The following is a 22,361-nucleotide window of genomic DNA, read 5'->3' on the forward strand; positions in this document are numbered from 1 at the left end:
GTCATGCGCCGCTGGGGTACCGAACGTGTGGTTGGCCTGCATGATGCGCAGGTCAACGAACATCACCTGGAATCAACAGGCCTGCCGCCAGACAGCCGCCTGCGCCTGTTGAGCTTCAATATCCAGGTGGGGATCAGTACCGAGAAGTACCGGCACTACCTCACTCGTGGCTGGCAGCACCTGCTGCCCCACAACGGTCGTGCGGGCAACCTGCAAAAAATCGGCAACCTGTTGAATGACTTCGACCTGGTTGCCCTGCAGGAAGCCGACGGCGGCAGCATGCGCTCCGGCTACATCAATCAGGTGGAGCACTTGGCCCAGCTCGGTGCTTTCCCTTACTGGTATCAGCAGCTCAATCGCAACCTCGGGCGCCTGGCGCAGCACAGCAATGGTGTGCTCAGCCGCCTGAAGCCATCGGCCATCGAAGATCATCCGTTGCCTGGCCCCAAGGGCCGAGGGGCGATCCTGGTGCGCTTTGGCGAAGGCCCTGAGGCCTTGGTGGTGGTGATGATGCACCTGGCGCTGGGCGCTCGCACCCGCACCATGCAGCTGGCGTATATCCGCGAGCTGATCGGTTCCTACAAACATCAGGTCTTGATGGGCGATATGAATACCCATGCCAATGACCTGTTGCTCAACTCCCCGTTGCGCGACCTCGGCCTGCTGGCGCCGCAAGCCGAAGCCACGTTCCCCAGCTGGCGTCCGCAACGCTGTCTTGACCATATCCTGCTCAGTCCCACCCTTACGCTCGAAAGCGTACAGGTGCTGGCGCAGCCCATTTCCGATCACCTGCCGGTCGCGGTAGAGATTCGTCTGCCGGGTTCGCTCACGGCTGATGCATTACCCGCGTTGAGCCCAGGCCCCCGCGGACCCCTTGCATGAGCGACGACGCCCAGCGCTGGAAAGAAAAATACCTGAAAAGCATCGAGCAACAAGAAAAGCTCGAACGCCGCTGGGCTGCCCGTCTCGACCTGCTACGCCGAGGGTTGGTGCGCAGCACACTGGCGGCTGAAGGCACCGACCGCGCGGTCGACCAATGCATGAAGGAAATGCGCGACGTCGTGCGCACCGACGACATGGACGCCGGCCTCGCCGCCCTGCTGCCGCGCCTGGAAAAGGCCGTGCTGGATTCCGAGCAGCGCCGCGAAACCCGTGTCGACCAAATCAGCACGGCCCTGACCTCTTTGGTTGCGCAGCTGCAAAAGCTGCCGTTGCCCCGAGAAGTTGCCCGCCCGCTGAAAACCTTCGCCAAACAGTTGGACGGCCGTGTCAGCCAAGCCCGAGAGATCCCACTGCTGCTCAGCGAGTTGAGCAGTCTGCAAGGGCAGGCGCTGGAAAAGCTGGAGCCGGATGGCGAAGCCGCGCGCCCTGGCCCGGGTCTGCTACAGCGTCTGTTTGGAAGCAAGGAGGATGCAAGCGAGGCGACATCGCAGGAACCAGCCTCCAACCCAGCGCCCCACCCAGCCGCACCCAAGGCAGCAATAGAGCCTCAAGAACCCGAACAATCCGAAGAGCTGACTCAAGCGTTGTGTGCCTTCGCACCGCCGGCTCCAGAGCCGGCGGCTGCACAAACGGAACCTGTAGCCGAGACATTTGTTTGCGAAGACCCCGCTCCAGCGGTATTGCCCGAAGTGCCGGTAGTACGCATTGAGCCCCCGCTTGCCGACTCTGAAGCGCAAGAACTCGCCCCCGAAAGTGCCCTCGCCGCCTATATCGAAGCGCCCGCTGTTCCAGTCGAAGCGCCAGATGAAACGGTGATTGGTAGCTTGTCGCTGCCGCCTGTACTGGAAGTCGAAGAGCCCGATCCCGATGAGCTGCAATCGGACGGCCTATATGCCCTGCCGGACTCCCCGGAGCCGTCCTATAGCTCCGTGGCCAAGCACATCGAAGACACCCTGCTCGGCCTGCTGGAAGAGCTGTCGTTGCCCGAACGCCATCGACCTCAAGCCGAAGCCATGCGCGAACGCTTGGCCCATGGGCTGAACTGGTATGAACTGCTGCCTATCCTCGATGATCTGGCAGTATTGATGCTGGCGATCACCGACAGCGGTCAGCATGAGTTTGAAACTTACCTCAAGCAGCTCAATGAACGCCTTGAAGCTTTCCAGGGGCATTTGCAGGTTGCCAGCGATGGCCATGCCGACAGCAGCTCTGCCGCCCGTGAACTGGACACGCAGATCCGTGAGCAGGTCGACGGCCTGCAAAGCAGCGTCCAGGAAGCGGCCGACCTGGACAGCCTCAAGCATGTTCTGGAAAGCCACCTAGAGGGTTTGCTCGGCACCATGGACGAGCACCAGCAGCAGCGTGATCAGCGCGAGCAGGAAGTGGCAGCGCGGTTGAAAGGGCTGGCCGAGCGGGTCGCTCATATGGAGCAGGAAGCCCAGGGCTATCGCGAACACCTGGAGGTGCAGCGCCAGAAGGCCTTGATCGACCCGCTGACCGGGCTACCCAACCGTGCCGCCTGGAGTGAACGCCTGGACCTCGAAGTGAATGCCTGGCACCAACACGGCAACAGCCTTTCACTGGCGATGCTGGACTTGGATCACTTCAAGCGCATCAATGATGGCTACGGTCACCTGGCCGGTGACAAGGTGCTGAAAATCATCGCCAACGTGCTGCGCAAGCGCCTGCGCTCGACGGATTTCATTGCGCGCTTTGGTGGCGAAGAGTTTGTCTTGCTGATGCCTGATTCCTCCCTGTCCGATGCCGTGGCAGTGGGCGATCATCTGCGAGCGGCGATTGAAGCGTGCCCGTTTCACTTCAAGGGCGAGCCGGTGACGATCACGGTGTCCATGGGCGTGGCGCAGTTCCAGCCGGGAGAGCGCAGCGACCTCGCGCTCAAGCGCGCTGACGCGGCGTTGTATCGAGCCAAGGCGGCGGGGCGCAACCAGGTGCAGGCGGCGTAAAAGATGTTCCATTTTGTAATTTGACCGTCAGGTCGCAGGCGGTACGTTACACTGTTGCATTATCGTCTTCAGCGTAACGTCATCTGCCATGAAATCCTTGTACTTCGCCTTTGTGTTTCTACTGCTCGCGGGCTGCGCCAGCGGCCCCCGACTGAACACCAGCCACCCCTCGGTCAACCACGACAACCGCGTGCAATTCGTTGTCGTGCACTACACCTCCACCGACCTGGAGCGCTCCCTGGCATTGCTCACCCGAGGCCAGGTCAGCAGTCATTACCTGATCGGCGACGATGCCTCAGGCACCATCTACAAGCTGGTAGACGAGAGTCAGCGCGCCTGGCACGCCGGTGAAAGCGAATGGATGGGCCGCACCTGGCTCAACTCCAGCTCCATTGGCATCGAGATCGTCAACCCAGGCTACCGTGACACGCCCACTGGCCGCGTGTGGTACCCGTACACCGAGCCGCAGGTGCAGTCGTTGGTGGTATTGCTCAAGGATATCAGCAAGCGCAACGGCATCGACCCCAAGAATATTATTGGCCACAGCGACATCGCACCGCTGCGCAAGCTGGACCCAGGCCCGTTGTTTCCCTGGAAACGCCTGGCCGCTGAAGGGCTTGGCGTGTGGCCTGATGCCCAGGCCGTGGCGCGTTTCCAGGTGCAATACACCAGCGCGCTGCCGAGCATCAGTTGGTTCCAGCAAGAGTTGGCCCATTTGGGCTACCAGACACCCCAGACCGGGGAGTTGGATGTCGCCACGCGCCATGTGATAGCAGCGTTCCAGATGCATTTTCGGCCGTCGCTGTATAACGGCGAGCCGGATGCCGAAAGTGCCGCGATCCTGCGGGCATTGAACCGGGGTTAAAGCGGCAACGCCATATAGAACTGAGTGCCCTGCCCCGGCCGCGAGTACACACCCATGCGGCCGCCGTGCAGCTGCACGATCTCCTTGCACAGCGCCAGCCCAAGGCCGGCGCCGCCTTTCTTGCGGCCCACCTGCACGAAAGGCTCGAAAATACGCCCCTGCTGCCCGTAGGCGATGCCTTCGCCGTTGTCCTCGACACTGATGATGACTCGCTCGCCATGGCGACGCGCTTGCAGGCGAATCTGACCACCGTCGGCGGTATGGCGCAGGGCATTACCCAGCAGGTTGTCGAGTACTCGCTCCAGTTGCGCCTGGTCGGCATACAGCCGAGGCAGGTCGGGCTGGGCTTCTACCAGTAGCTCGATGTGTTGCGCGTTGGCTGGTTCCGCGAAGCGTGCGCGGGCATGTTCAAGCAGATCAGTGACATCGCAGGGGCCAAGGGTAAGTTTCTGCAGGCCATTCTGGTAGCGCGAGAAGTTGAGCAAGTCGTTGATCAACTGCATCAGGCGCTGCATTTCTTCATTAACGGTATCCAGCAGGTCGGCTTCGCGGGACTCGGCGGGGAACTTCGCACGCTCGCGAAACAACCCGAACGCCATGTGCATGCCGGTCACCGGAGTGCGCAGTTCATGGGAAGCGCGCAATACAAACTCACTGCGCACCCGCTCGAACGCGCGTTGCTCGGTAACGTCATGCAGCACCATCACGGCGCCGAGGATATGCCCCTGGGTATGGCTCACCGGCGTCAGGCTATAGGTCAGCAGGCGTAGCTCACCTTCGACTTCCACTTCCAGATCGTCCGGCGCGCGCTCCAGGTTGCCGCCCCGAAGTACCAGTTGCAGTTGTTCATCCAGTTCCGGGCGCATCAGTGCTTCGCCCAAGCCTTGGCCGAGGCGCTCTTCGTCCCAGCCCAATTGGCGCTGCGCGACGGGGTTCAGGTGCTCCAGGCGGCCTTGGCGGTCGATCATCAGCAGGCCATCGTCGATGCTGTCGAGTACCGCTTGCAGGCGCTGTTGGCCGGCCAGCAGTTCATCGATATTGGTCGCCTGATGTTGGCGCAGGGCTTCGGCCATGATGCCGAAGCGGCGGGTCAGTTGGTTCATTTCTGCCGCTGAGGAGATCGGCAATGTCACTTCAAAATCGCCTTGCCCAATCTTGTCCGCCGCCTTGGCCAGCGCTTCGATGGGGCCGCCAAAACGCCGAGCAATGCCGTGGGCCGTGACAAAACCGATGATCAACACTGCCAGGCCTACCAACCCCAACAAGCCGGCGATCAGCAAGGCACGTTCGCGGGATTTGTGTTCACTGTTGCTGATGTTTTCCAGGGCCCGCTTGTGCTCGGCGATCAGGCCGTTGCGCAGCCGATTAAAGGTTTCGGTGAGCTTTTCCTTGCTGCCAGGTGGGGGCGCCAGTTGCTGTGATTCATCAAACGCCTCCAACAGGTCCTGGTAGTACCCCCGCGCCTGGCTGAACCCGGCCCCATCACCGTTTTTCAACTCATGGGCAATGCCTTGGTCCAACAGGTCGAAATAGCGTTGCTTCGAGGTTTCAAGGGCCTGCGGGTCCGGGCGCGCTTCCAGCATCATGATCAACTGGTCTCCCAGGCTCTGGCGCAGCTTAAGCCCCAGGTCCAGGGTGACGAAGTTGCTGCGAATCAACGATTCCTGGGTCTTGGCCATTTGCATGACGCTCACCAGGCCCAGGACCAAACCCAGCAGGGCGACGGTGATCAGCGCTGAGATACTCAGGAACAGCCGAGTACGCAGCTTCATCGCTAACTTCATAAGGTACAGCTCACAGGTTGTACTGTTTGCGTTTGCGGTACAGGGTCGACGCGTCGATGCCAAGGGTGCGTGCCGCTTGATCCAGGGTGTCGGCGGTAGCCAGCACGGCACCGATATGAGCCTTCTCCAGTTCGTCCAGGCTCAGCGCTGCGCCGATTCGCGGTGCGTTGTTGGTCGGCTGGTCGGCCATGCCCAAGTGAGTGATTTCGACCTTTTCCTGGGGGCAGATGATGCTCGCCCGCTCCACCACGTTACGCAGTTCACGGATATTGCCGGGCCAACGATAGTTGAGCAGTGCTTCACGTGCTTCATCGCTGAAGCCCCGTGCCGGTCGCGCGTACTCCTTCACAAAGCGCGCCAGGAAGCGGTCGGCCAGGGTCAGGATATCTTCGCTGCGCTCGCGCAACGGTGGCAGGTGCAAGGTGATGACGTTGAGGCGATAGAGCAGGTCTTCGCGGAAACGACCGTCGCGCACCATGTCTTCCAGGTTCAGGTTGGTCGCCGCGAGGATGCGCACATCGGCGCGACGGGTGACGGGGTCGCCTACGCGCTCGTATTCCTTGTCCTGGATAAACCGCAGCAGCTTGGGTTGCAACGTGAGGGGAAAGTCGCCGATCTCGTCGAGAAACAGCGTGCCGCCATCCGCCTGGTTGACCCGGCCCAAGGTGCTTTCGCTGGCACCGGTAAAGGCGCCGCGGCTGTGGCCGAACAATTCACTTTCCATCAGCTCTGCCGTCAGCGACGGGCAGTTGATGGTCACGCAGGACTTCTTCGCGCGTTTGCTCCAGCCGTGGATGGCGCGGGCCAGTTCGCCCTTACCGGTGCCGGACTCGCCGAGGATCAGGATGTTGGCATCGGTACCCGCGACTTGGCGTGCGGTTTCCAGCACCACCATCATGGCCGGACTGTGGGAGTCGAGGCCGTCTTTGGGTTGGCGCACGGCGCCTTCCAATGCTTCCAGGCGGGCCGAGAGTTGGCGTACTTCCAATTGTTTGGCGGTGGCCAGGCGCAATTGATCGGGGCTGCAAGGCTTGACCAGGTAGTCAGCAGCGCCCGCTTGAATCGCATCCACGGCGGTATCGACAGCCGAATGGGCGGTGACTATGACCACACGCATCCACGGCGCCTGGATACGCATCTGGGCCAGCACGTCCAGGCCATTGTCTTCACCCAGGCGCAGGTCGAGGAAGCACAGGTCGAACACCTGGCGCTGCATCAGGGCATCGGCCTGGGCGGCGCTGTTGGCGGTGGCAACGGTATAGCCTTCGTCTTCGAGGCAATAACGGAACGTACGGAGGATCGCGGATTCGTCATCCACTAAAAGAATACGGCCTTGAAGTTCCTTGGCTGATTCCATCTGTCCCGCGCTCCTTAACTATGAATGATGGTGTTTAGTCCCGGAATAATCGGGCAAGTTGCATGGTTTATTCTGATCGATAAAAGGCAGCGTCGTGCAGGTATCTGCATAGCTTCCTACAAGCCCTTATAAAAAGCCCCCAGCTGATGGCGTTTTCATGCCGTCTTGCCACTTCGGCAACACCTCACTCCCGTTCGATCCTTTGATCCGACCGTTGGCTATCGTGCATTTCGCACGGCTCGCAAGAGGGCATCGTGCAGGATGCTGGGCTCATGCTGGACAAAAAATATCTAACACATTGATTTCATTGGATTTTAATTTGTAAAAAAGCTGGCATGCGCTCTGCAATATCTCTCCCAACGAATAATCAGAATGCGGGAGAACAGCAGCATGACTCGCCAAAGCCTCAGCCAACTGCGTGTATCGCCACTGCGCTTGCAGCAAGGTCTGTTTGCCAGCCTGGCCCTGATGGTCACGTTGATTGGCGGCCAGCAGATGCAGCATTGGCAGCAGAGTCAGCAGCAGGCCCCGCAATTCGACCGTCCGGTGATGACCCAGACCCATTTCAGTTCGATTGGCAGTGCATCTGCCGATTCAACCGCCCCGCAATTGCGAGTAGCCGACCAGGAATCGACCCTGGGCGAGCTGCCAGCCCAAGAGCGCTGGGTGTTCTAGGCAAGAAAGCGGTCGCTCTTGTTGAGCGCCCGTCGGCACTACCGCTGTTACCTCTATAGAAGCGTAAGGAGAATCACCATGTTGAGTTGGGCAATCACATTTCTGATCATCGCCATTGTGGCTGCAGTCCTGGGCTTCGGTGGTATCGCGGGCACCGCCACGGGGATCGCCAAGATCCTGTTTGTCGTCTTCCTGGTGATGTTCATTGCTTCGTTCTTCTTTGGTCGTCGTGGCCGAGGCTGAATATGACCTCCCTGTCCTTTAAAACCATGGCTGCCGCCCTGCTTCTGGGCGGCAGCGGCTTGGTGATGGCTGCCAATGACGGTCAATCCCGGGCTAACCAATTGCTCAGCGCGGACCCGCAATACCGCGAGACTTGGCAAGGCGTGGTGAAGAAAGAGGAGCGCCTGCCGGAATGGGTGATGAACCTCTCCGGTACCGCCGAACAGATGAATGCTGTGGAGGAAGACGGCGACCAGTACTTGGTTGGGCCGCTCTGCGAAACCGCAGACACTTGCCTGAACAAGCGCCTGATCGTCGCCTTCAGTCTCGATAAGGAAGATGCCTACGCCATGTTGGTGGAAGTCCCGGCCGGTTTGCCGGCAGACAAGTCCCCGACGCGGCATGCCGATTACCGTTTCATCGGTAAGCCGGATGAAGGTATGCAGAAGCTGCTGATGGAGCAGCTTAAGAAAGATCCGAATTGGTATTAGGTTTCGTCTGGCGCGATGGTCGTCTACGAAGCCTGTGTCCATAGAAGGAAGCCTCTCGCTTCTTTCTGTTTGCTCCGCTCGCCAAGGGTGGGGCATGACCAAGGGGCCGGGTTGCTCTGATCAATTGAGATCGGCGTGATCTACGGGCACAGGGAGTGCCTGCGCAAGGGCCGGGTCAGGCGAAAAGCTGCGACGCGGGTTCACAAGCTCATGGCTTGCTGAACTTGCGGCGGGCTTATGACATTCCTCCCCCGCCTCATACCGCCTCCCATACCGCCCATAGCCGCAAATTTTGCTTTTGCTCACGCCCAACCATTTCTTGGTGTGTCTGAGTGACCATCTATCGATAAAAATTTGCCTGCGCTATAGGACGTTTCTGACATGTGCCCCCTGAATTCCCGGGCATTTCTGTCACCGCTCCCACGACGTCCTGATTCTCTGAGCGAGCCGGCTTTGGCAGCTTCACGGCATATTTGCCGGACAATATGTCGCATTTGAACTGACCGTTCGGACAGTTATTATGGAAAAAGCCCATGCCGATTCGGCATAGGGTAGGCGTTTACGGCATTAGACGCCGCTCCCTTGCATCGGAATAGTTGCGCCTTTTTTCGCCTGCCAGTAAGCCATTTCGGCCACGCTGCGGTGACCTGTCATGGAGGCAGATGCACACACTTTTTCGCTCTCGAGCGATGCGGCTGGCGCATTTGCCTTAAGTTCACTTGAAGTAAGGGTAATGACATGAAGAAGGCAAAGCTAAGCCTCGCCTGGCAGATCCTCATCGGTTTGGTGTTGGGGATCGCAATCGGTGCTGTGCTCAACCATTTCAGTGCTGAAAAGGCCTGGTGGATCAGCAATGTGTTGCAGCCAGCGGGCGATATCTTTATCCGCCTGATCAAAATGATCGTGATCCCGATTGTGATCTCCTCGCTGATCGTAGGCATTGCCGGTGTCGGTGACGCGAAGAAGCTCGGGCGTATCGGTGTCAAAACCATCCTTTACTTCGAAGTGGTCACCACCATCGCCATCGTGGTCGGCCTGTTGCTGGCTAACGTGTTCCACCCGGGCGCTGGCATCGACATGAGTACCCTGGGTACCGTTGATATTTCCAAGTACCAAGCCACGGCTGCTGAAGTTCAGCATGAGCATGCGTTTATCCAAACCATCCTTAACCTGATCCCCTCGAACATTTTTGCCGCCGTTGCCCGTGGCGAAATGCTGCCGATCATCTTCTTCTCGGTGCTGTTCGGCCTGGGCCTGTCGAGCCTCAAGCCTGAGCTGCGCGAGCCGCTGGTGAACATGTTCCAGGGCGTGTCCGAGAGCATGTTCAAAGTCACCCACATGATCATGAAGTACGCCCCGATCGGCGTATTCGCACTGATCGCAGTGACCGTGGCCAACTTTGGCTTCGCCTCCTTGCTGCCATTGGCCAAGCTGGTGATCCTGGTTTACGTCGCCATCCTGTTCTTCGCCTTTGTCGTACTGGGCCTGATCGCTCGCCTGTTTGGTTTCTCGGTGATCAAGCTGATGCGCATCTTCAAGGATGAGCTGGTGCTGGCCTACTCCACCGCCAGCTCCGAAACCGTGCTGCCGCGTGTGATCGAGAAGATGGAAGCCTACGGCGCACCGAAGGCGATCTGCAGCTTTGTGGTGCCGACCGGTTACTCGTTCAACCTCGACGGTTCGACCTTGTACCAGAGCATCGCCGCGATCTTTATCGCCCAGCTGTACGGCATCGACCTGTCGGTTGGCCAGCAACTGATGCTGGTACTGACTTTGATGGTCACCTCCAAAGGCATCGCTGGCGTGCCAGGCGTGTCCTTCGTGGTGCTGCTGGCCACCTTGGGCAGCGTGGGTATCCCGCTGGAAGGCCTGGCGTTCATCGCCGGTGTCGACCGCATCATGGACATGGCGCGTACCGCTTTGAACGTGATCGGCAACGCTCTGGCCGTATTGGTCATTGCGCGTTGGGAAGGCATGTACGACGACGCCAAGGGCGAGCGTTACTGGAACTCCCTGCCACATTGGCGCACCAAGACCGCACTGCCGGTCGGTGAGGCCAGCCGCGGCTAAGGCTTGCGTGATTCTGAACAAACCCCGGGAAATCCGGGGTTTGTCGTTTCTGCCAGCCCCGCTATCATTCGCCCCATCATTCGGGGGATTCAACTGATGCTCAATGGCCTGTGGCTTGGCTTCTTTGTCGTGGCAATGGTGTCAGCACTGGCGCAATGGCTTATCGGCGGTAACGCCGGGATTTTTGCAGCGATGGTCGAAAGCATTTTCGCCATGGCCAAATTGTCGGTGGAAGTCATGGTGCTACTGTTCGGCACCCTGACGTTGTGGCTGGGCTTTCTGCGTATCGCCGAAAAAGCCGGCATTGTCGATTGGCTGGCCAAGGCCCTCGGCCCGCTGTTCCGGCGCCTGATGCCGGAAGTGCCCGCTGGCCACCCCGCTATCGGTTTGATCACCCTCAACTTCGCCGCCAACGGCCTGGGCCTGGACAACGCAGCCACGCCCATAGGCTTGAAGGCGATGAAGGCGCTGCAAGAACTCAACCCCATCCCCAACACGGCCAGTAATGCGCAGATCCTGTTTCTGGTGCTCAACGCGTCCTCGCTGACGCTGTTGCCGGTGACCATCTTTATGTACCGCGCCCAGCAAGGCGCCGCCGACCCGACGCTGGTGTTTTTGCCGATCCTGCTGGCGACCAGTGCGTCGACGTTGGTGGGCCTGCTGTCGGTGGCGATCATGCAGCGCCTGCGGCTGTGGGACCCGGTAGTGCTGGCCTACCTGATTCCCGGCGCGCTGGTGCTGGGGGGCTTTATGGCGTTGCTGGCGACCTTGTCTGCCACGGCGCTGGCCGGCTTGTCTTCGATCCTTGGCAACCTGACGTTGTTTGGCCTGATCATGTTGTTTCTGGTGATCGGTGCGCTACGCAAAGTGAAGGTGTACGAGGCCTTTGTCGAAGGCGCCAAAGAAGGCTTCGATGTCGCCAAGAACCTGCTGCCGTACCTGGTGGCGATGCTGTGTGCCGTAGGTGTGCTGCGGGCCTCGGGCGCGCTGGAATTCGGCCTTGAAGGTATTCGCCATTTGGTGGCGTGGACCGGCATGGACACGCGTTTTGTCGATGCCTTGCCCACCGCGATGGTCAAGCCGTTCTCCGGCAGTGCAGCGCGGGCGATGTTGATCGAGACCATGCAAACCCAGGGTGTGGACAGTTTCCCGGCGTTGGTGGCGGCGACGATTCAGGGCAGTACCGAGACCACCTTTTATGTGTTGGCGGTGTACTTTGGCTCGGTGGGGATTCAGCGGGCGCGGCATGCTGTTGGGTGTGCGTTGTTGGCGGAGTTTGCCGGCGTGGTTGCGGCGATTGCGGTGTGCTACTGGTTCTTTGGCTGAGGCTGAAATAGCTATCGCAGGCAAGCCAGCTCCCACAGTTGACCGCGTTTATCCTGACGAAATGCGATCAACTGTGGGAGGGGGCTTGCCCCCGATGAGGCCCTCAGCGTTTCGGCGCTGTATTGCCCTGCTGCACAACCCAATCCACCACCTGCCTATTCAACTGATCCCCCGCCGCTCCAAACCCGGCCACCACCGCCGGCACCTTGGTGTCATTCACGGGCTGGCGCACTTCAAACCGCCGGCTGGCAATAATCCGCTGATCGCTCCCACGCACCAGCCGCGCATCCAGACGAATCACCACCTCCACCGCACTGCCCCGGTATTCACTTTGGAACGCCTGCAACTGCCCGCCCAGCTCATAGTCGGCTTGCAGGTTGGTGTCGTCGGTGCTCAACAATGTCACCCGACCATCACGCTGAAACCCGTCCAGCAGACGGTTACGCAGTAGCACCGGCGACGGGTCGCTCCAACGTGAATTGGCATAGCTGCTGATCAGGTCGCCATTGGGCACCACGGCAATGCGCGGGCTGTCGAGAAATTCGCTGCTCTGGGGCTTGGTCACACGCAGCGACCAGCTCACTGGCGCGCCTTGGGCGGTCGCCGGGGCTGCGGCCAGGCGGTACACGTCCGAAGGGTCTGGCTTGGGCAGGATCGAGCAGGCGCTGATCAATGCCAAGGCCATCGGGGCGATCATTTGATAAGCACGCTTCATGGCGTGAACTCCTTGTTCTTGTCGCTGCCCAGCAGATAACCGCTGGGGTTGGCTTCCAGGCGGCGGGAGATAGCGCGCAGCGAACCCAGGGTTTCACGCAGTTCGCGCACAGCCGGCGCCAGTTCGTTGAGGCCTTGCATGCCGCTGTTCACCGAGTCTTTGTTGTCGGTCAACAAGGTGTTGATGGTGGCGGTGCTTTTTTCGAGAGACTTCATGGCCTGCTCGGCACTGCTAAAGGCTTGTTTGCCTTGATCGTTGAGCAGGCCGTTGGCGTTGCGCATCAGCACGGTGGTTTGCTCCAGGGCGCCACTGGCCTGTTTGCTCACCTGCATCAGTTGCTGCATCACCACTTTGATATCGCCGCGCTGGTCGGCGATAGCGCCGGTGGTTTGCTGCAGGTTGTCGAGGGTGTTGGTCAGGCGCTCGACGTTTTCCCGTGAGAACAGCGCGTTGGCGTTGTGCAGCAACAGGTTGATGCTGCTCATCAGGTCGTTGCTGTTGTTGAGCAGGCGCGCGATGGGTGACGGCGAGGCGATGATTTCTGGCAGGTTGCCGTCCTTGCCCTTGAGCTCAGGGCTTTGCGGTGTGCCGCCGCTGAGCTGGATGATCGAGGTGCCGGTGATGCCGGTCAGGGCCAGTTTGGCCTGGGTGTCTTCCTTGATTGGCGTTTGCCCGGCGAGGCGGATGCGCGCCAGCACGCGGCGTGGGTCTTTGGGGTCCAGGCGCAGGCTGATCACATCGCCGACCTTGATCCCGCTGTACTGCACCGAACTGCCCTGGGACAGGCCGCTGACCGCCTCGTTGAACACCACTTCGTAATCCTGGAAGGCGCTGTCGATGCTGGATTTGGCCAGCCACAGGCCAAACAGCATCGCGCCGACCACTACGATCACGCTGAACAGACCGATCATCACATGATGGGCTCGGGTTTCCATGTCATACCTCGTTGAGCGGTTGAGCGGCATCCAATGCCGCGCGGCCCCGGGGGCCGTGGAAATATTCGTGGATCCACGCGTCGTCGGTTTCCGAGACGACGTCGATGGCATCGGCTACCAGCACTTTCTTTTGGGCCAGCACCGCCACGCGGTCGGTGATGGTGTACAGGGTGTCCAGGTCGTGGGTGACCAGGAACACGCTCAGGCCCAGCGCATCGCGCAAGGTCAAAATCAGTTGGTCGAATTGCGCCGCACCAATCGGGTCGAGACCGGCGGTGGGTTCGTCGAGAAACAGGATGTCTGGGTCCAGGGCCAAGGCACGGGCCAGGGCGGCGCGCTTGATCATGCCGCCGGACAGCGACGCCGGGTACTTGTCGGCCGCCGACAGCGGCAGCCCGGCCAGGGCCAGTTTGACCGCGGCCAGGTGTTCGGCATCGCGGCGGCTGAGGCCGGCGTGTTCGATCAACGGCAGCGCGACGTTCTCGGTCACGGTCAGCGACGAAAACAATGCGCCCTTCTGAAACAGCACGCCGAAGCGCCGCTCCACCAGTGAGCGCTCATGTTCCGGCAGGCTTGGCAGGTTCTTGCCGAATACCCGCACCTCACCTTCGCTGGGCTGGCGCAGGCCGACGATGCTGCGCAACAGCACCGACTTGCCGCTGCCGGAGCCGCCGACCACCGCCAGGATCTCGCCTTTGTACAGATCCAGGTCGAGGTTTTCGTGCACGCTCTGGCTGCCAAAGCGATTGCACAAGCCCCGCACTTCAATCACCGCCTCACTGGGCGCACGGTGTAAGCGACTCACCAGCCCATCTCCATAAAGAACAGTGCGGCGACCGCATCCAGCACGATCACCACAAAGATCGATTGCACCACGCTGGAGGTGGTGTGGGCGCCGACCGATTCAGCACTGCCGCTGACCTTGAAACCTTCCAGGCAGCCAATCGCGGCGATCAGGAACGCAAAGATCGGCGCTTTCACCATACCCACCAGGAAATGCTGCACGCCGATGTCGGATTTGAGCAGCGACAGAAACATCGCGGGCGAAATATCCAACGCCACGGCACACACCACGCCCCCGCCGACTATCCCCGAGAGCATCGCCAAAAATGTCAGCATCGGCAGCGACACCAGCAGCGCCAGCACGCGGGGCAATACCAGCAGTTCCATCGGGTCCAGGCCCAGCGTGCGGATGGCGTCGATTTCTTCGTTGGCCTTCATCGAGCCGATTTGTGCGGTAAATGCACTGGCGGTGCGGCCGGCGATCAGGATGGCGGTAAGCAGCACGCCGAATTCCCGTAGGAAAGAGAACGCCACCAGGTCCACGGTAAAAATCGTCGCGCCAAAACTCTTGAGCACAGTGGCACCGAGAAAGGCCACCACGGCGCCCACCAGGAAAGTGAGCAACGCCACGATAGGCGCGGCGTCGAGGCCGGTTTGTTCGATATGCGCGACCATCGGCGTGATGCGCCAGCGCTTGGGGCGCAAAATGCCACGGGCGAAGGTTTCGAGGATCAGGCCGATGAAACCCAGCAGCTGCTTGCTGTCTTGCCAGACTTTATCCACCGCCCGACCAATACGCGCCAACACCTGGATGCCGGTGGCTTCGTCCGGCGCTTTATCGGGTACGCAGAAATCGTTGAGGGAGCGGTAAACGGTCTTGAGCAAGGCGCGGTCAGCGGCAGACAGGCTGCAATCGGTCTGCTCGGCGGATTGCTCGATGCGCGTGGGCCCAAGCAACTCCACCAGCAACGACGCACCGGCGGTGTCCAGCGCACCGAGGCCATTGAGGTCGATGCGGGCGCCGGCGTCGTATTGGCCGTCGAGCTTGTCCGACAGCTTCTTCAGGTTTGCGTAGTGGGCAAGCGTCCAGTCCCCCGTAATCCTCAGCTGTGGCGGGGAGGTGGACGTATCGAGGTGGGCTGCGCCGGCCGTGGTACTACTGGTCATAAGCTCCGAGCTTGTTTGGCTATCCACAATGCCTACGTAATAGCACGATCCTGCCTACTTAGGGTTGTCCGTTTGTGCTGTGTCGGTGACTTTGAAGCGCAGCACGCCGATCACTTGGCCGTCTTCCGTCAAGACCTGCACTTGCCAGCGGCCTGTCGCGTCGGCCGGGAAGTTTTGCTTGTGGGTCCAGGCACGGTAGCCCTCCTTGCGCCCGCCGTGGATATCCAGGGCGATGCGGTCGACCTCTTTGCCGTTGAATTTCCACACGTGGTAGATGCGCTCATCCAGGCCGCGAGGCGCGTTGATCGCGGTGTAGGCATAGAGGCCGGTGCTGCGCAGTTGGGCGGCGTTGACTTCCTTGAGGTCGTCGCCTGGCGTGCGGTCTTGCAGCTGGGTGCTGATCGCCACTTCGGTCATCCACAGGGTGGCCGGCGGCACCCAGCTGCGCAGGAACCAACCCGCGCAGCCAATCGCGGCCGTAACCCCCAGCAACATTGCCCAGCCCTTGAGGCTGCGCAGCGGCAGGCTGACGGCCAGGCTCGGGATCGACAGGGCCATCGCAACGCCAAGCGCCAGCTTGTAACTCTCGGCGGTGGTCAGGTGCAGGATGATCGGCAGCGCGGTCAGCAATGCGGCAAACAGCGTCAGGGTATGCAGCGCGAGAAACAGCGAGCGCTTGGGCGCCAGCCACTTGTAGTACAGGGGGTCGACGATCGACACCAGCGCCGCCGCACCGAGCAGGCCGGTAAATATCGATTGGCCGCTGTTCCAGGCCGTGGTGACGAAAAAGAACGGCAATACAAAAAACAGACTTTCCTGGTGGATCATCTGGGTTGCATAACGCAGCAGTGGTTCAGGGATTTCGCGCTTGAAGACTTTGGTGAACAGCTGGGTAAAGCTGTTTTCCAGCATCAGCCACAGCCAGCTCACCAGCATGATCACCGCGATCCAGCTGGCCATGCCTTGCTGGCGGTCCACGAGGATGAAGCTGCACACACCCGAAATGAAACCGCCGAGTGCAATCACCCCTGGGTAGCGCTTCATCAGTTCGAGGATGCGCGTGATTAAGTGGGTCAGGTTTGGCATTCGGCGGTTCGCAGTCTTTGTAGGAAAAAATCCCAGACAGAATAACGTCTTAGCCCGGTGTTCGGTGCCCGATTACGCGATCCGTTTGCGATAAACCCGCACACCGATCAATACAATCGCGATCAACCCGAGAATACCGGCGCCGATCCAGCTGAGGCTGTCGTAGCTCAGCAGCGGTTTCTCGATGCGCCAGTAACCTGGCTGTTTGAACACCTCGCGCATGGCCTGGTTGGTCTGGTCCAGGCTTACGGCCTTGATGCGTTTGACCGGGTCGCTGAAGTGGCCGTTGTTGTAGTCGCCGGCGGCGCTCCAGTAGTAATCGGCCAAGGCGCTGTTGCCTTGTACGGCCCAGGCCTGGCGGCTGATGGCGGCGTGTTGCACGCGGGCGAATACGGCTGGGTCGAGGCCGTTTTTAAGCAGATGTGCTTGCAGGTCTTGCAGCACCTGTTCGGCTTCGGGGAGGTTTTCCCGCTCAAGGTCGGCATTCAGGCTGAGGAAACCGACGCCGCCGAGCACTTCGCGTTCGCTCCAGGGGCCGTAGGATAAACCGTGCTTGAGGCGCAGTTCGCGATACAGCGCCCAGTCTAGGTAGTCCTTGAGCAGGTCGTACGTTTCGTCGTGTTGATCGTTTAGCACCGGTTCGGGGAGCAGCCAGTGCAGTTTGGCGCTGTCGCCGACCCAGCCATGGATCAGTTCGCGATGGCTGGCCGCGGCGTGCTCAATTGTCGGTAGCGCTGGGTGTTCGGTGGGGTCAACGGGGTCGAGTTGACCATAGGTACGCTCCAGATAGGCCGGCAGCAGTTTGTCGAGGTCGCCGACGATGATCAGGGTCATGTTGTTGGGGGCGTACCAGTGTTGGCGCAGGTCTTCCAATTGCTCGCGGGTCAGTGGGCCGACTTCGGCGCGTTCGGCGCATTTAAGGCCCAGTTCGACGGCCAGTTGACTGCTGGCGGTGTGGCCCAGGTCCTGGCGGTCCAGCAGGCGTTGCAGGTGCGAATAGTGGCCACCGTCTTCGCGCTCCACCACGTGCTTGGCGGCGGCGATGTTGGCCTCGCTCAGCTCGGTGCGGGTGATGATTGCCAGCAGCAGGTCCAGCACCTTGCGCTGGTTTTGCGCGGGCGCCTCGACCACGAACGTGGTATCGGCGTTGCTGGTGTAGGCGTTCCACTCACCGCCCAAGGCCTGCATGCGGTCTTCGAGCTCGCCTTCACCGCCGCCGTCGATGCCGCTGAACAGCAAATGCTCCAGCAGGTGCGGCAGTTCTTTTTGCTCGCAGGGGAAGTCGTCCAGGCCTACGCCCACCACCAACCGGATTGCCACATGGCCACGTTCGGTGCCCGGCTTGAGCAGCAATTGCAGGCCGTTGGGCAAGGTGTAGCCCTCGACTTGCAGGCGGTCAAAGGCGAAGGCATGGGTAGCACCCATGAGCAGGCAGGCGATTAACAGGCGACGCATAACTGGCTTCCTGGCGAGTGAGGTCAGTTTTAACTGACTTCACGGGCCATCGTACGTTCAGGGCGAATGCGTGATGTCGGCAATATCTTCGGCCGAGAGCGCGCCGGTGTCGGACGTTTCCAACACTACATACGCACTGCTGCAAAACAACGAGTTCAAGCGTTTCATGTCGGCAATCAGCTCCAAATGCAGGGAACTGGTCTCCAGGCTCTGTACGATCTTGCGCTGCAGGCGGCTGACGTGGGCGTGGGCCAGGCGGCGTTCCTGGGCGCGAAAGCGGCGCTTCTCGCGCAGCAATTGGCGCGCGCTTTGGGGGTCGGCGCTGAGGAATACCGAGAGCCCCAGGCGCAGGTTGGCGATCAGCTGGCCGTGCAGGCCGGAGAGTTCCTCCAGGCCGACTTCGGAGAACTGCCGACGCTGGGAGGTTTTCTGCTGCTGGACCTTGCGCAGCATGCGTTCGATCAGGTCGCCGGCGAGCTTCAAGTTGATCGACAACTCGATGATTTCGGCCCAGCGGCGGCTGTCTTGCTCGCTGAGGTCTTCGCGAGGCATCTGCGCCAGATAGAGCTTGATCGCGCTGTACAGGGCCTCGACATCGTCGCTGAGGCTGCGCATTTCCTGGGTGATGGCGGTTTGTTTGCCGCGCAGTACCTCTTGCATCGAGGTCAGCATGTTGTCGATCAGGTCGCCCAGGCGCAGGGTTTCGCGGGCGGCGTTGGCCAAGGCCAGGCTTGGGGTGCTGAGGGCAGTCGGGTCCAAGTGGCGCGGCTTGGCCTTGCCGTTGGCTTCGGGTTGCTCGGGGAGCAGCCAGGCGCACAGGCGGGCCATTGGGCCAATGGTGGGCAGCAGGATCAGGCAGCGAGTGACGTTATAGAGCAGGTGGAACGTGATGACCATGCCTTGGGCGCTGTAGTCCAAGCCATCCATCCAGAGGACGAGGGGGTCGAGTACCGGGATGATCAGTAGTAGGCCGATCAACTTGTACAACAGGCTGCCCAAGGCGACCTGACGACCGGCGGCGTTTTGCATGTTGGTGCTGAGAAAGGCCAGCACCCCGCTGCCGATGTTGGCGCCGATCACCAGGCCGATCGCTACGTGCAAGCCGATCACGCCGGCACCGGCCAGGGTGGCGGTGAGCAGCACGGCGGCCAGGCTGGAGTAGGAAATCATCGCAAACAGCGCGCCGACCAACGCATCGAGCAAAATGTCACCGGTCAGCGAGGCGAAGATGACTTTGACGCCCTGGGCGTGGGTAATCGGCCCTGCGGCTTCGACAATCAGTTGCAGGGCAAGAATGATCAGGCCCAGGCCGATCCCCACGCGGCCCATTTGCCCTGCCCGCGTTTGTTTGCGCGACAGGAAGAAAATCACCCCGAGAAAAATCAGCAGCGGCGACAGCCACGACAGGTCGAACGTCAGCACCCGCGCCATCAGCGCCGTACCGACGTCGGCGCCGAGCATGGTCGCCAGGGCGGGCATCAGCCCCATCAGGCCTTGGCCGACAAACGAAGTGACCAGCATCGCCGTGGCGTTGCTGCTCTGCACCATGGCCGTCACCAGGATACCGGCGATAAACGCCAGCCAGCGCTTGGACATGTTCTGCCCGATGACTTGGCGCAAGTTGGAACCGTAGACCCGCAGGATGCCGGTACGGACGATGTGCGTGCCCCAGATAAGCAGGGTCACGGCGGAAAGCAGATTGAGCAAGGTCAGCATGCTCGGCCCCCCCGTGTGGGTGCGCTCCAAAGGGAGCGTAGGAAGTTTGCCGCGTGCCGTTCTACGTCTTGTACTTAAGCTGTAGTTGGCGAATGGCCTGCGCGCCAGCATCGCATAGCTAAATCGGGGATTGAAACAAAAGTGTCATGAAATCAGCTTTTTGCAGATGAAAAAAAGAGGCTTCTAAAAGCCTCTTTTTTGTCTGGCTCGGGTTTATTGACCCGGAATGTCTTTACGCAGTTTCACTGGATCCTGCTGTTTCTTCTTTTTCGCGATGGCGGTGCGCATCTTGATGTTCACCGCTTCCACCGCCAGCGAGAACGCCATGGCGAAGTAGACGTAGCCTTTAGGCACGTGCACGTCGAAGGATTCAGCGATCAACACAGTACCCACGACCAGCAGGAACGACAGCGCCAGCATCTTCAGCGACGGGTGCTTGTCGATGAATTCGCTGATGGTGCCAGCAGCCAGCATCATCACCAGTACCGCCACCACGATCGCAGCCACCATGACCGGCACATGGGAAACCATGCCGACGGCGGTGATCACCGAGTCCAGGGAGAACACGATGTCGATGATGGCGATCTGGATGATGGTGTAGATGAACTTGCCACCCTTGCCGCCTGGTTCTTCGTTGGTTTCGTCTTCACCTTCCAGGGCGTGGTACATCTCCTGGGAGCTTTTCCACAACAGGAACAGGCCGCCGAAGAACAGGATCAGGTCGCGACCGGAAATGCCTTGGCCAAACACCACAAACAGGTCGGCGGTCAGTTGCATCACCCAGGTAATCGACAGCAGCAACAGGATGCGCGTGACCATGGCCAAGGCCAGGCCGAAGATCCGGGTGCGCGCCTGCATATGCTTGGGCATGCGGCTGACCAGGATCGAAATCATGATGATGTTATCGATGCCCAGGACGATCTCGAGGGCCGTCAGGGTGAAGAAGGCAATCCAGATCTCTGGATTGGTCAGCCATTCCATGTGTATTCCTTTGAGCGTGTGTTAGACCGCGCCGGTGTAGGACCGGCGCAGTTGGGTTGTAAGATTATAGAGTGCTGAACAGCGGAAAAATCCCCATCAGCAGTGCGGCGAACATTATGCACAGGCAAACCAGCACTGCCCACTTGAGGGTGAAGCGCTGGTGATCGCCAAACTCGATGCCGGCCAGGGCCACCAACAGGTAGGTGGACGGTACCAGCGGGCTGAGCAAGTGCACCGGCTGGCCAACGATGGAGGCGCGGGCCATTTCCACGGCGGTGATGCCGTAGTGGCTGGCGGCTTCGGCGAGTACTGGCAGTACGCCGTAGTAGAACGCATCGTTGGACATGAAGAAGGTGAACGGCATGCTCACCAGCGCCGTGATCACCGCCAGGTACGGGCCCAGTGCATCAGGGATGACCGCCAGCAGGCTCTTGGACATGGCATCGACCATACCTGTGCCCGACAGGATGCCGGTGAAGATACCAGCGGCGAAGATCAGGCCAGTCACCGCCAGTACGCTGCCGGAGTGGGCGGCAATGCGGTCTTTCTGCATCTGCAGGCATGGGTAGTTGACGATCATCGCGATACTGAACGCCACCATGAACAGCACCGGTAGCGGCAACAGACCGGCAATCAGCGTGCACATCAGGGCGAAGGTCAACGCGCCGTTGAACCAGATCAGCTTCGGGCGGCGAGCGTCAGGGAATTGGGATACGCTGATTTCGCTGTGGTCGATCTCATCGCCTTGCAGGTGCAGTTCACCCAGGCGAGCACGTTCACGCTTGCCGTACATGTAGGCGATCACCAGGATCGCGACCACACCTGCGGCCATCGCCGGGATCATCGGTACGAAAATATCCGACGGGTCCACATGCAGCGCACTGGCGGCACGGGCAGTCGGGCCGCCCCAAGGGGTCATGTTCATCACGCCACCGGCGAGAATGATCAAGCCGGCCATGATCCGTGGGCTCATGCCGATGCGCTGGTACAGCGGCAGCATGGCGGCGACGCAGATCATGTAGGTGGTGGCGCCGTCACCGTCCAGGGAAACCACCAAGGCCAGCACGGCGGTGCCGACCGAGACTTTCAGCGGGTCGCCCTTGACCATTTTGAGGATCTTGCGCACGGCCGGGTCGAACAGGCCGGAGTCGATCATCAGGGCAAAGTAGAGAATGGCGAACATCAGCATCACGCCGGTCGGCGCCAGCTTGGTGATGCCTGCAAGCATCATCGGGCCGATCTCGGGTGCGAAACCACCGAAAAGCGCGAACAGGATGGGCACGATGATCAAGGCGATCAGCGCGGACAGGCGCTTGGTCATGATCAGGAACATGAACGTGATGACCATGGCAAAGCCAAGGAAAGTCAGCATAGGAATACTCCAGGCGTAGCGCGGCTAGGGAATGGCGAACCGGGTGGGGCTCAGCGCAGAACGAAAGGCACGAGGCGTACGGGGGGAGTGGGTGCAAACAGGCGGGTACGGGCGGACATCGGGAATCACCATTGTTGTTGTGTACAGCCGGTCTGTTGCCGGCAGTTGGGGGCGATCCTAGACGGGAAAGCTTTCAGCCAGCTTTCGCTGGCAAAACAGAGCTTGGTGGGAAGACACACGGTCTCTGGATTTATACAGATCCAAATGTGGGAGGGGGCTTGCCCCCGATAGCGGTGTGTCAGCCACCAGATTTATCTGCTGACCCACTGCAATCGGGGGCAAGCCCCCTCCCACATTTGGACTGTGTTTGACTGGAGTGCTTAAGGCAGTTCGAGACCGCCAGCGGCTTTGTGCAGTTTGCGCAATTGCTCACCCCCCAGCGTGGGGTTGGGCTC

At 60.4% G+C, this 22,361-nt stretch carries 19 protein-coding genes; 8 read left to right on the forward strand and 11 right to left on the reverse strand.

Annotation, left to right across the window (positions count from 1 at the left end):
* The first annotated feature begins 3 nt into the window (after positions 1–3).
* The 3 genes from ICY20_RS09035 to ICY20_RS09045 all read left to right on the forward strand — a co-directional run bounded on the left by ICY20_RS09035 (position 4) and on the right by ICY20_RS09045 (position 3,771).
* Positions 4–882, forward strand: a complete 879-nt coding sequence (locus tag ICY20_RS09035; protein ID WP_159961873.1) for an endonuclease/exonuclease/phosphatase family protein — start codon at positions 4–6, stop codon at positions 880–882.
* The gene (locus ICY20_RS09040) at positions 879–2,906 is read left to right on the forward strand and encodes a GGDEF domain-containing protein (RefSeq protein WP_194937310.1); all 2,028 of its coding nucleotides are present in this window, start codon (positions 879–881) and stop codon (positions 2,904–2,906) included. The genes ICY20_RS09035 and ICY20_RS09040 overlap by 4 nt, the downstream gene beginning before the upstream one ends.
* 88 nt (positions 2,907–2,994) lie before the next feature.
* Positions 2,995–3,771 (forward strand): N-acetylmuramoyl-L-alanine amidase, encoded by a 777-nt coding sequence (locus ICY20_RS09045; RefSeq protein WP_159961871.1) that lies wholly within the window; start codon positions 2,995–2,997, stop codon positions 3,769–3,771.
* Here the strand turns inward: ICY20_RS09045 and ICY20_RS09050 are convergent.
* Together ICY20_RS09050 and algB are read right to left on the reverse strand one after the other, a co-directional pair.
* Positions 3,768–5,555: an ATP-binding protein gene (locus ICY20_RS09050; RefSeq protein ID WP_194937311.1), complete on the reverse strand. Its 1,788-nt coding sequence runs from the start codon at positions 5,553–5,555 to the stop codon at positions 3,768–3,770. The two genes, ICY20_RS09045 and ICY20_RS09050, sit on opposite strands and share 4 nt — an antisense overlap.
* 10 nt (positions 5,556–5,565) lie before the next feature.
* Positions 5,566–6,912, reverse strand: a complete 1,347-nt coding sequence (algB, locus tag ICY20_RS09055; RefSeq protein ID WP_122485402.1) for a sigma-54-dependent response regulator transcription factor AlgB — start codon at positions 6,910–6,912, stop codon at positions 5,566–5,568.
* Between the two features lie 390 nt (positions 6,913–7,302).
* Here algB and ICY20_RS09060 point away from each other — a divergent pair, with 390 nt between their 5' ends.
* The 5 genes from ICY20_RS09060 (at position 7,303) to ICY20_RS09080 (ending at position 11,696) form a co-directional block, all read left to right on the forward strand.
* Positions 7,303–7,587 carry a hypothetical protein gene (locus tag ICY20_RS09060; protein WP_159961868.1) on the forward strand — a complete coding sequence of 95 codons (285 nt, stop codon included), beginning with the start codon at positions 7,303–7,305 and terminating at the stop codon, positions 7,585–7,587.
* 78 nt (positions 7,588–7,665) lie between these two features.
* Positions 7,666–7,830, forward strand: coding sequence for a DUF1328 domain-containing protein (locus ICY20_RS09065; RefSeq protein ID WP_003170804.1), 165 nt, complete (start codon positions 7,666–7,668; stop codon positions 7,828–7,830).
* A 2-nt stretch (positions 7,831–7,832) separates the two neighbouring features.
* Positions 7,833–8,300, forward strand: coding sequence for an inhibitor of vertebrate lysozyme family protein (locus tag ICY20_RS09070; protein ID WP_194937312.1), 468 nt, complete (start codon positions 7,833–7,835; stop codon positions 8,298–8,300).
* Between the two features lie 738 nt (positions 8,301–9,038).
* Complete coding sequence (gene gltP, locus ICY20_RS09075) at positions 9,039–10,370, forward strand: glutamate/aspartate:proton symporter GltP (protein WP_194937313.1); 1,332 nt, start codon at positions 9,039–9,041, stop codon at positions 10,368–10,370.
* Positions 10,371–10,466: 96 nt separating this feature from the next.
* Positions 10,467–11,696 (forward strand): nucleoside recognition domain-containing protein, encoded by a 1,230-nt coding sequence (locus ICY20_RS09080; protein ID WP_122485405.1) that lies wholly within the window; start codon positions 10,467–10,469, stop codon positions 11,694–11,696.
* Between the two features lie 103 nt (positions 11,697–11,799).
* On the opposite strand, the gene ICY20_RS09085 is transcribed toward ICY20_RS09080, so the two are convergent.
* The 9 genes from ICY20_RS09085 to ICY20_RS09125 all read right to left on the reverse strand — a co-directional run bounded on the left by ICY20_RS09085 (position 11,800) and on the right by ICY20_RS09125 (position 21,906).
* Complete coding sequence (locus ICY20_RS09085) at positions 11,800–12,411, reverse strand: ABC-type transport auxiliary lipoprotein family protein (RefSeq protein WP_159961863.1); 612 nt, start codon at positions 12,409–12,411, stop codon at positions 11,800–11,802.
* The gene (locus ICY20_RS09090; RefSeq protein ID WP_159961861.1) at positions 12,408–13,346 is read right to left on the reverse strand and encodes an MlaD family protein; all 939 of its coding nucleotides are present in this window, start codon (positions 13,344–13,346) and stop codon (positions 12,408–12,410) included. Before ICY20_RS09090 ends, ICY20_RS09085 begins: the two co-directional genes overlap by 4 nt.
* 1 nt (position 13,347) lies before the next feature.
* Positions 13,348–14,151, reverse strand: a complete 804-nt coding sequence (locus ICY20_RS09095) for an ABC transporter ATP-binding protein (RefSeq protein WP_135291260.1) — start codon at positions 14,149–14,151, stop codon at positions 13,348–13,350.
* Entirely contained in the window at positions 14,148–15,296 is a 1,149-nt protein-coding gene (locus ICY20_RS09100) for an ABC transporter permease (RefSeq protein ID WP_159961857.1), read from the reverse strand. The genes ICY20_RS09095 and ICY20_RS09100 overlap by 4 nt, the downstream gene beginning before the upstream one ends.
* A 54-nt stretch (positions 15,297–15,350) precedes the next feature.
* Entirely contained in the window at positions 15,351–16,382 is a 1,032-nt protein-coding gene (locus tag ICY20_RS09105; RefSeq protein ID WP_194937314.1) for a DUF5924 family protein, read from the reverse strand.
* A gap of 72 nt (positions 16,383–16,454) precedes the next feature.
* Positions 16,455–17,837, reverse strand: coding sequence for a M16 family metallopeptidase (locus tag ICY20_RS09110; protein WP_159961853.1), 1,383 nt, complete (start codon positions 17,835–17,837; stop codon positions 16,455–16,457).
* A gap of 57 nt (positions 17,838–17,894) precedes the next feature.
* Positions 17,895–19,553 (reverse strand): Na/Pi cotransporter family protein, encoded by a 1,659-nt coding sequence (locus tag ICY20_RS09115; RefSeq protein ID WP_159961852.1) that lies wholly within the window; start codon positions 19,551–19,553, stop codon positions 17,895–17,897.
* A gap of 213 nt (positions 19,554–19,766) precedes the next feature.
* Positions 19,767–20,534 carry a TerC family protein gene (locus ICY20_RS09120; protein ID WP_159961850.1) on the reverse strand — a complete coding sequence of 256 codons (768 nt, stop codon included), beginning with the start codon at positions 20,532–20,534 and terminating at the stop codon, positions 19,767–19,769.
* A gap of 64 nt (positions 20,535–20,598) precedes the next feature.
* Entirely contained in the window at positions 20,599–21,906 is a 1,308-nt protein-coding gene (locus ICY20_RS09125) for a CitMHS family transporter (protein WP_194937315.1), read from the reverse strand.
* Between the last annotated feature and the right edge of the window lie 455 nt (positions 21,907–22,361).

It is taken from the genome of Pseudomonas pisciculturae (assembly GCF_015461805.1).
GTDB classification, from domain to species: Bacteria; Pseudomonadota; Gammaproteobacteria; order Pseudomonadales; family Pseudomonadaceae; genus Aquipseudomonas; species Aquipseudomonas pisciculturae.

What these genes read in the sequence shown, in the direction of transcription:
- ICY20_RS09085 (WP_159961863.1), bottom strand. Translation starts at nt 12,411, where the DNA reads ATGAAGCGTGCTTATCAAATGATCGCCCCGATGGCCTTGGCATTGATC.
- ICY20_RS09035 (WP_159961873.1), top strand. Translation starts at nt 4, where the DNA reads ATGCGCCGCTGGGGTACCGAACGTGTGGTTGGCCTGCATGATGCGCAG.
- ICY20_RS09065 (WP_003170804.1), top strand. Translation starts at nt 7,666, where the DNA reads ATGTTGAGTTGGGCAATCACATTTCTGATCATCGCCATTGTGGCTGCA.
- gltP (WP_194937313.1), top strand. Translation starts at nt 9,039, where the DNA reads ATGAAGAAGGCAAAGCTAAGCCTCGCCTGGCAGATCCTCATCGGTTTG.
- algB (WP_122485402.1), bottom strand. Translation starts at nt 6,912, where the DNA reads ATGGAATCAGCCAAGGAACTTCAAGGCCGTATTCTTTTAGTGGATGAC.
- ICY20_RS09115 (WP_159961852.1), bottom strand. Translation starts at nt 19,553, where the DNA reads ATGCTGACCTTGCTCAATCTGCTTTCCGCCGTGACCCTGCTTATCTGG.
- ICY20_RS09050 (WP_194937311.1), bottom strand. Translation starts at nt 5,555, where the DNA reads ATGAAGTTAGCGATGAAGCTGCGTACTCGGCTGTTCCTGAGTATCTCA.
- ICY20_RS09090 (WP_159961861.1), bottom strand. Translation starts at nt 13,346, where the DNA reads ATGGAAACCCGAGCCCATCATGTGATGATCGGTCTGTTCAGCGTGATC.
- ICY20_RS09100 (WP_159961857.1), bottom strand. Translation starts at nt 15,296, where the DNA reads ATGACCAGTAGTACCACGGCCGGCGCAGCCCACCTCGATACGTCCACC.
- ICY20_RS09110 (WP_159961853.1), bottom strand. Translation starts at nt 17,837, where the DNA reads ATGCGTCGCCTGTTAATCGCCTGCCTGCTCATGGGTGCTACCCATGCC.
- ICY20_RS09045 (WP_159961871.1), top strand. Translation starts at nt 2,995, where the DNA reads ATGAAATCCTTGTACTTCGCCTTTGTGTTTCTACTGCTCGCGGGCTGC.
- ICY20_RS09070 (WP_194937312.1), top strand. Translation starts at nt 7,833, where the DNA reads ATGACCTCCCTGTCCTTTAAAACCATGGCTGCCGCCCTGCTTCTGGGC.
- ICY20_RS09040 (WP_194937310.1), top strand. Translation starts at nt 879, where the DNA reads ATGAGCGACGACGCCCAGCGCTGGAAAGAAAAATACCTGAAAAGCATC.
- ICY20_RS09060 (WP_159961868.1), top strand. Translation starts at nt 7,303, where the DNA reads ATGACTCGCCAAAGCCTCAGCCAACTGCGTGTATCGCCACTGCGCTTG.
- ICY20_RS09120 (WP_159961850.1), bottom strand. Translation starts at nt 20,534, where the DNA reads ATGGAATGGCTGACCAATCCAGAGATCTGGATTGCCTTCTTCACCCTG.
- ICY20_RS09125 (WP_194937315.1), bottom strand. Translation starts at nt 21,906, where the DNA reads ATGCTGACTTTCCTTGGCTTTGCCATGGTCATCACGTTCATGTTCCTG.
- ICY20_RS09080 (WP_122485405.1), top strand. Translation starts at nt 10,467, where the DNA reads ATGCTCAATGGCCTGTGGCTTGGCTTCTTTGTCGTGGCAATGGTGTCA.
- ICY20_RS09105 (WP_194937314.1), bottom strand. Translation starts at nt 16,382, where the DNA reads ATGCCAAACCTGACCCACTTAATCACGCGCATCCTCGAACTGATGAAG.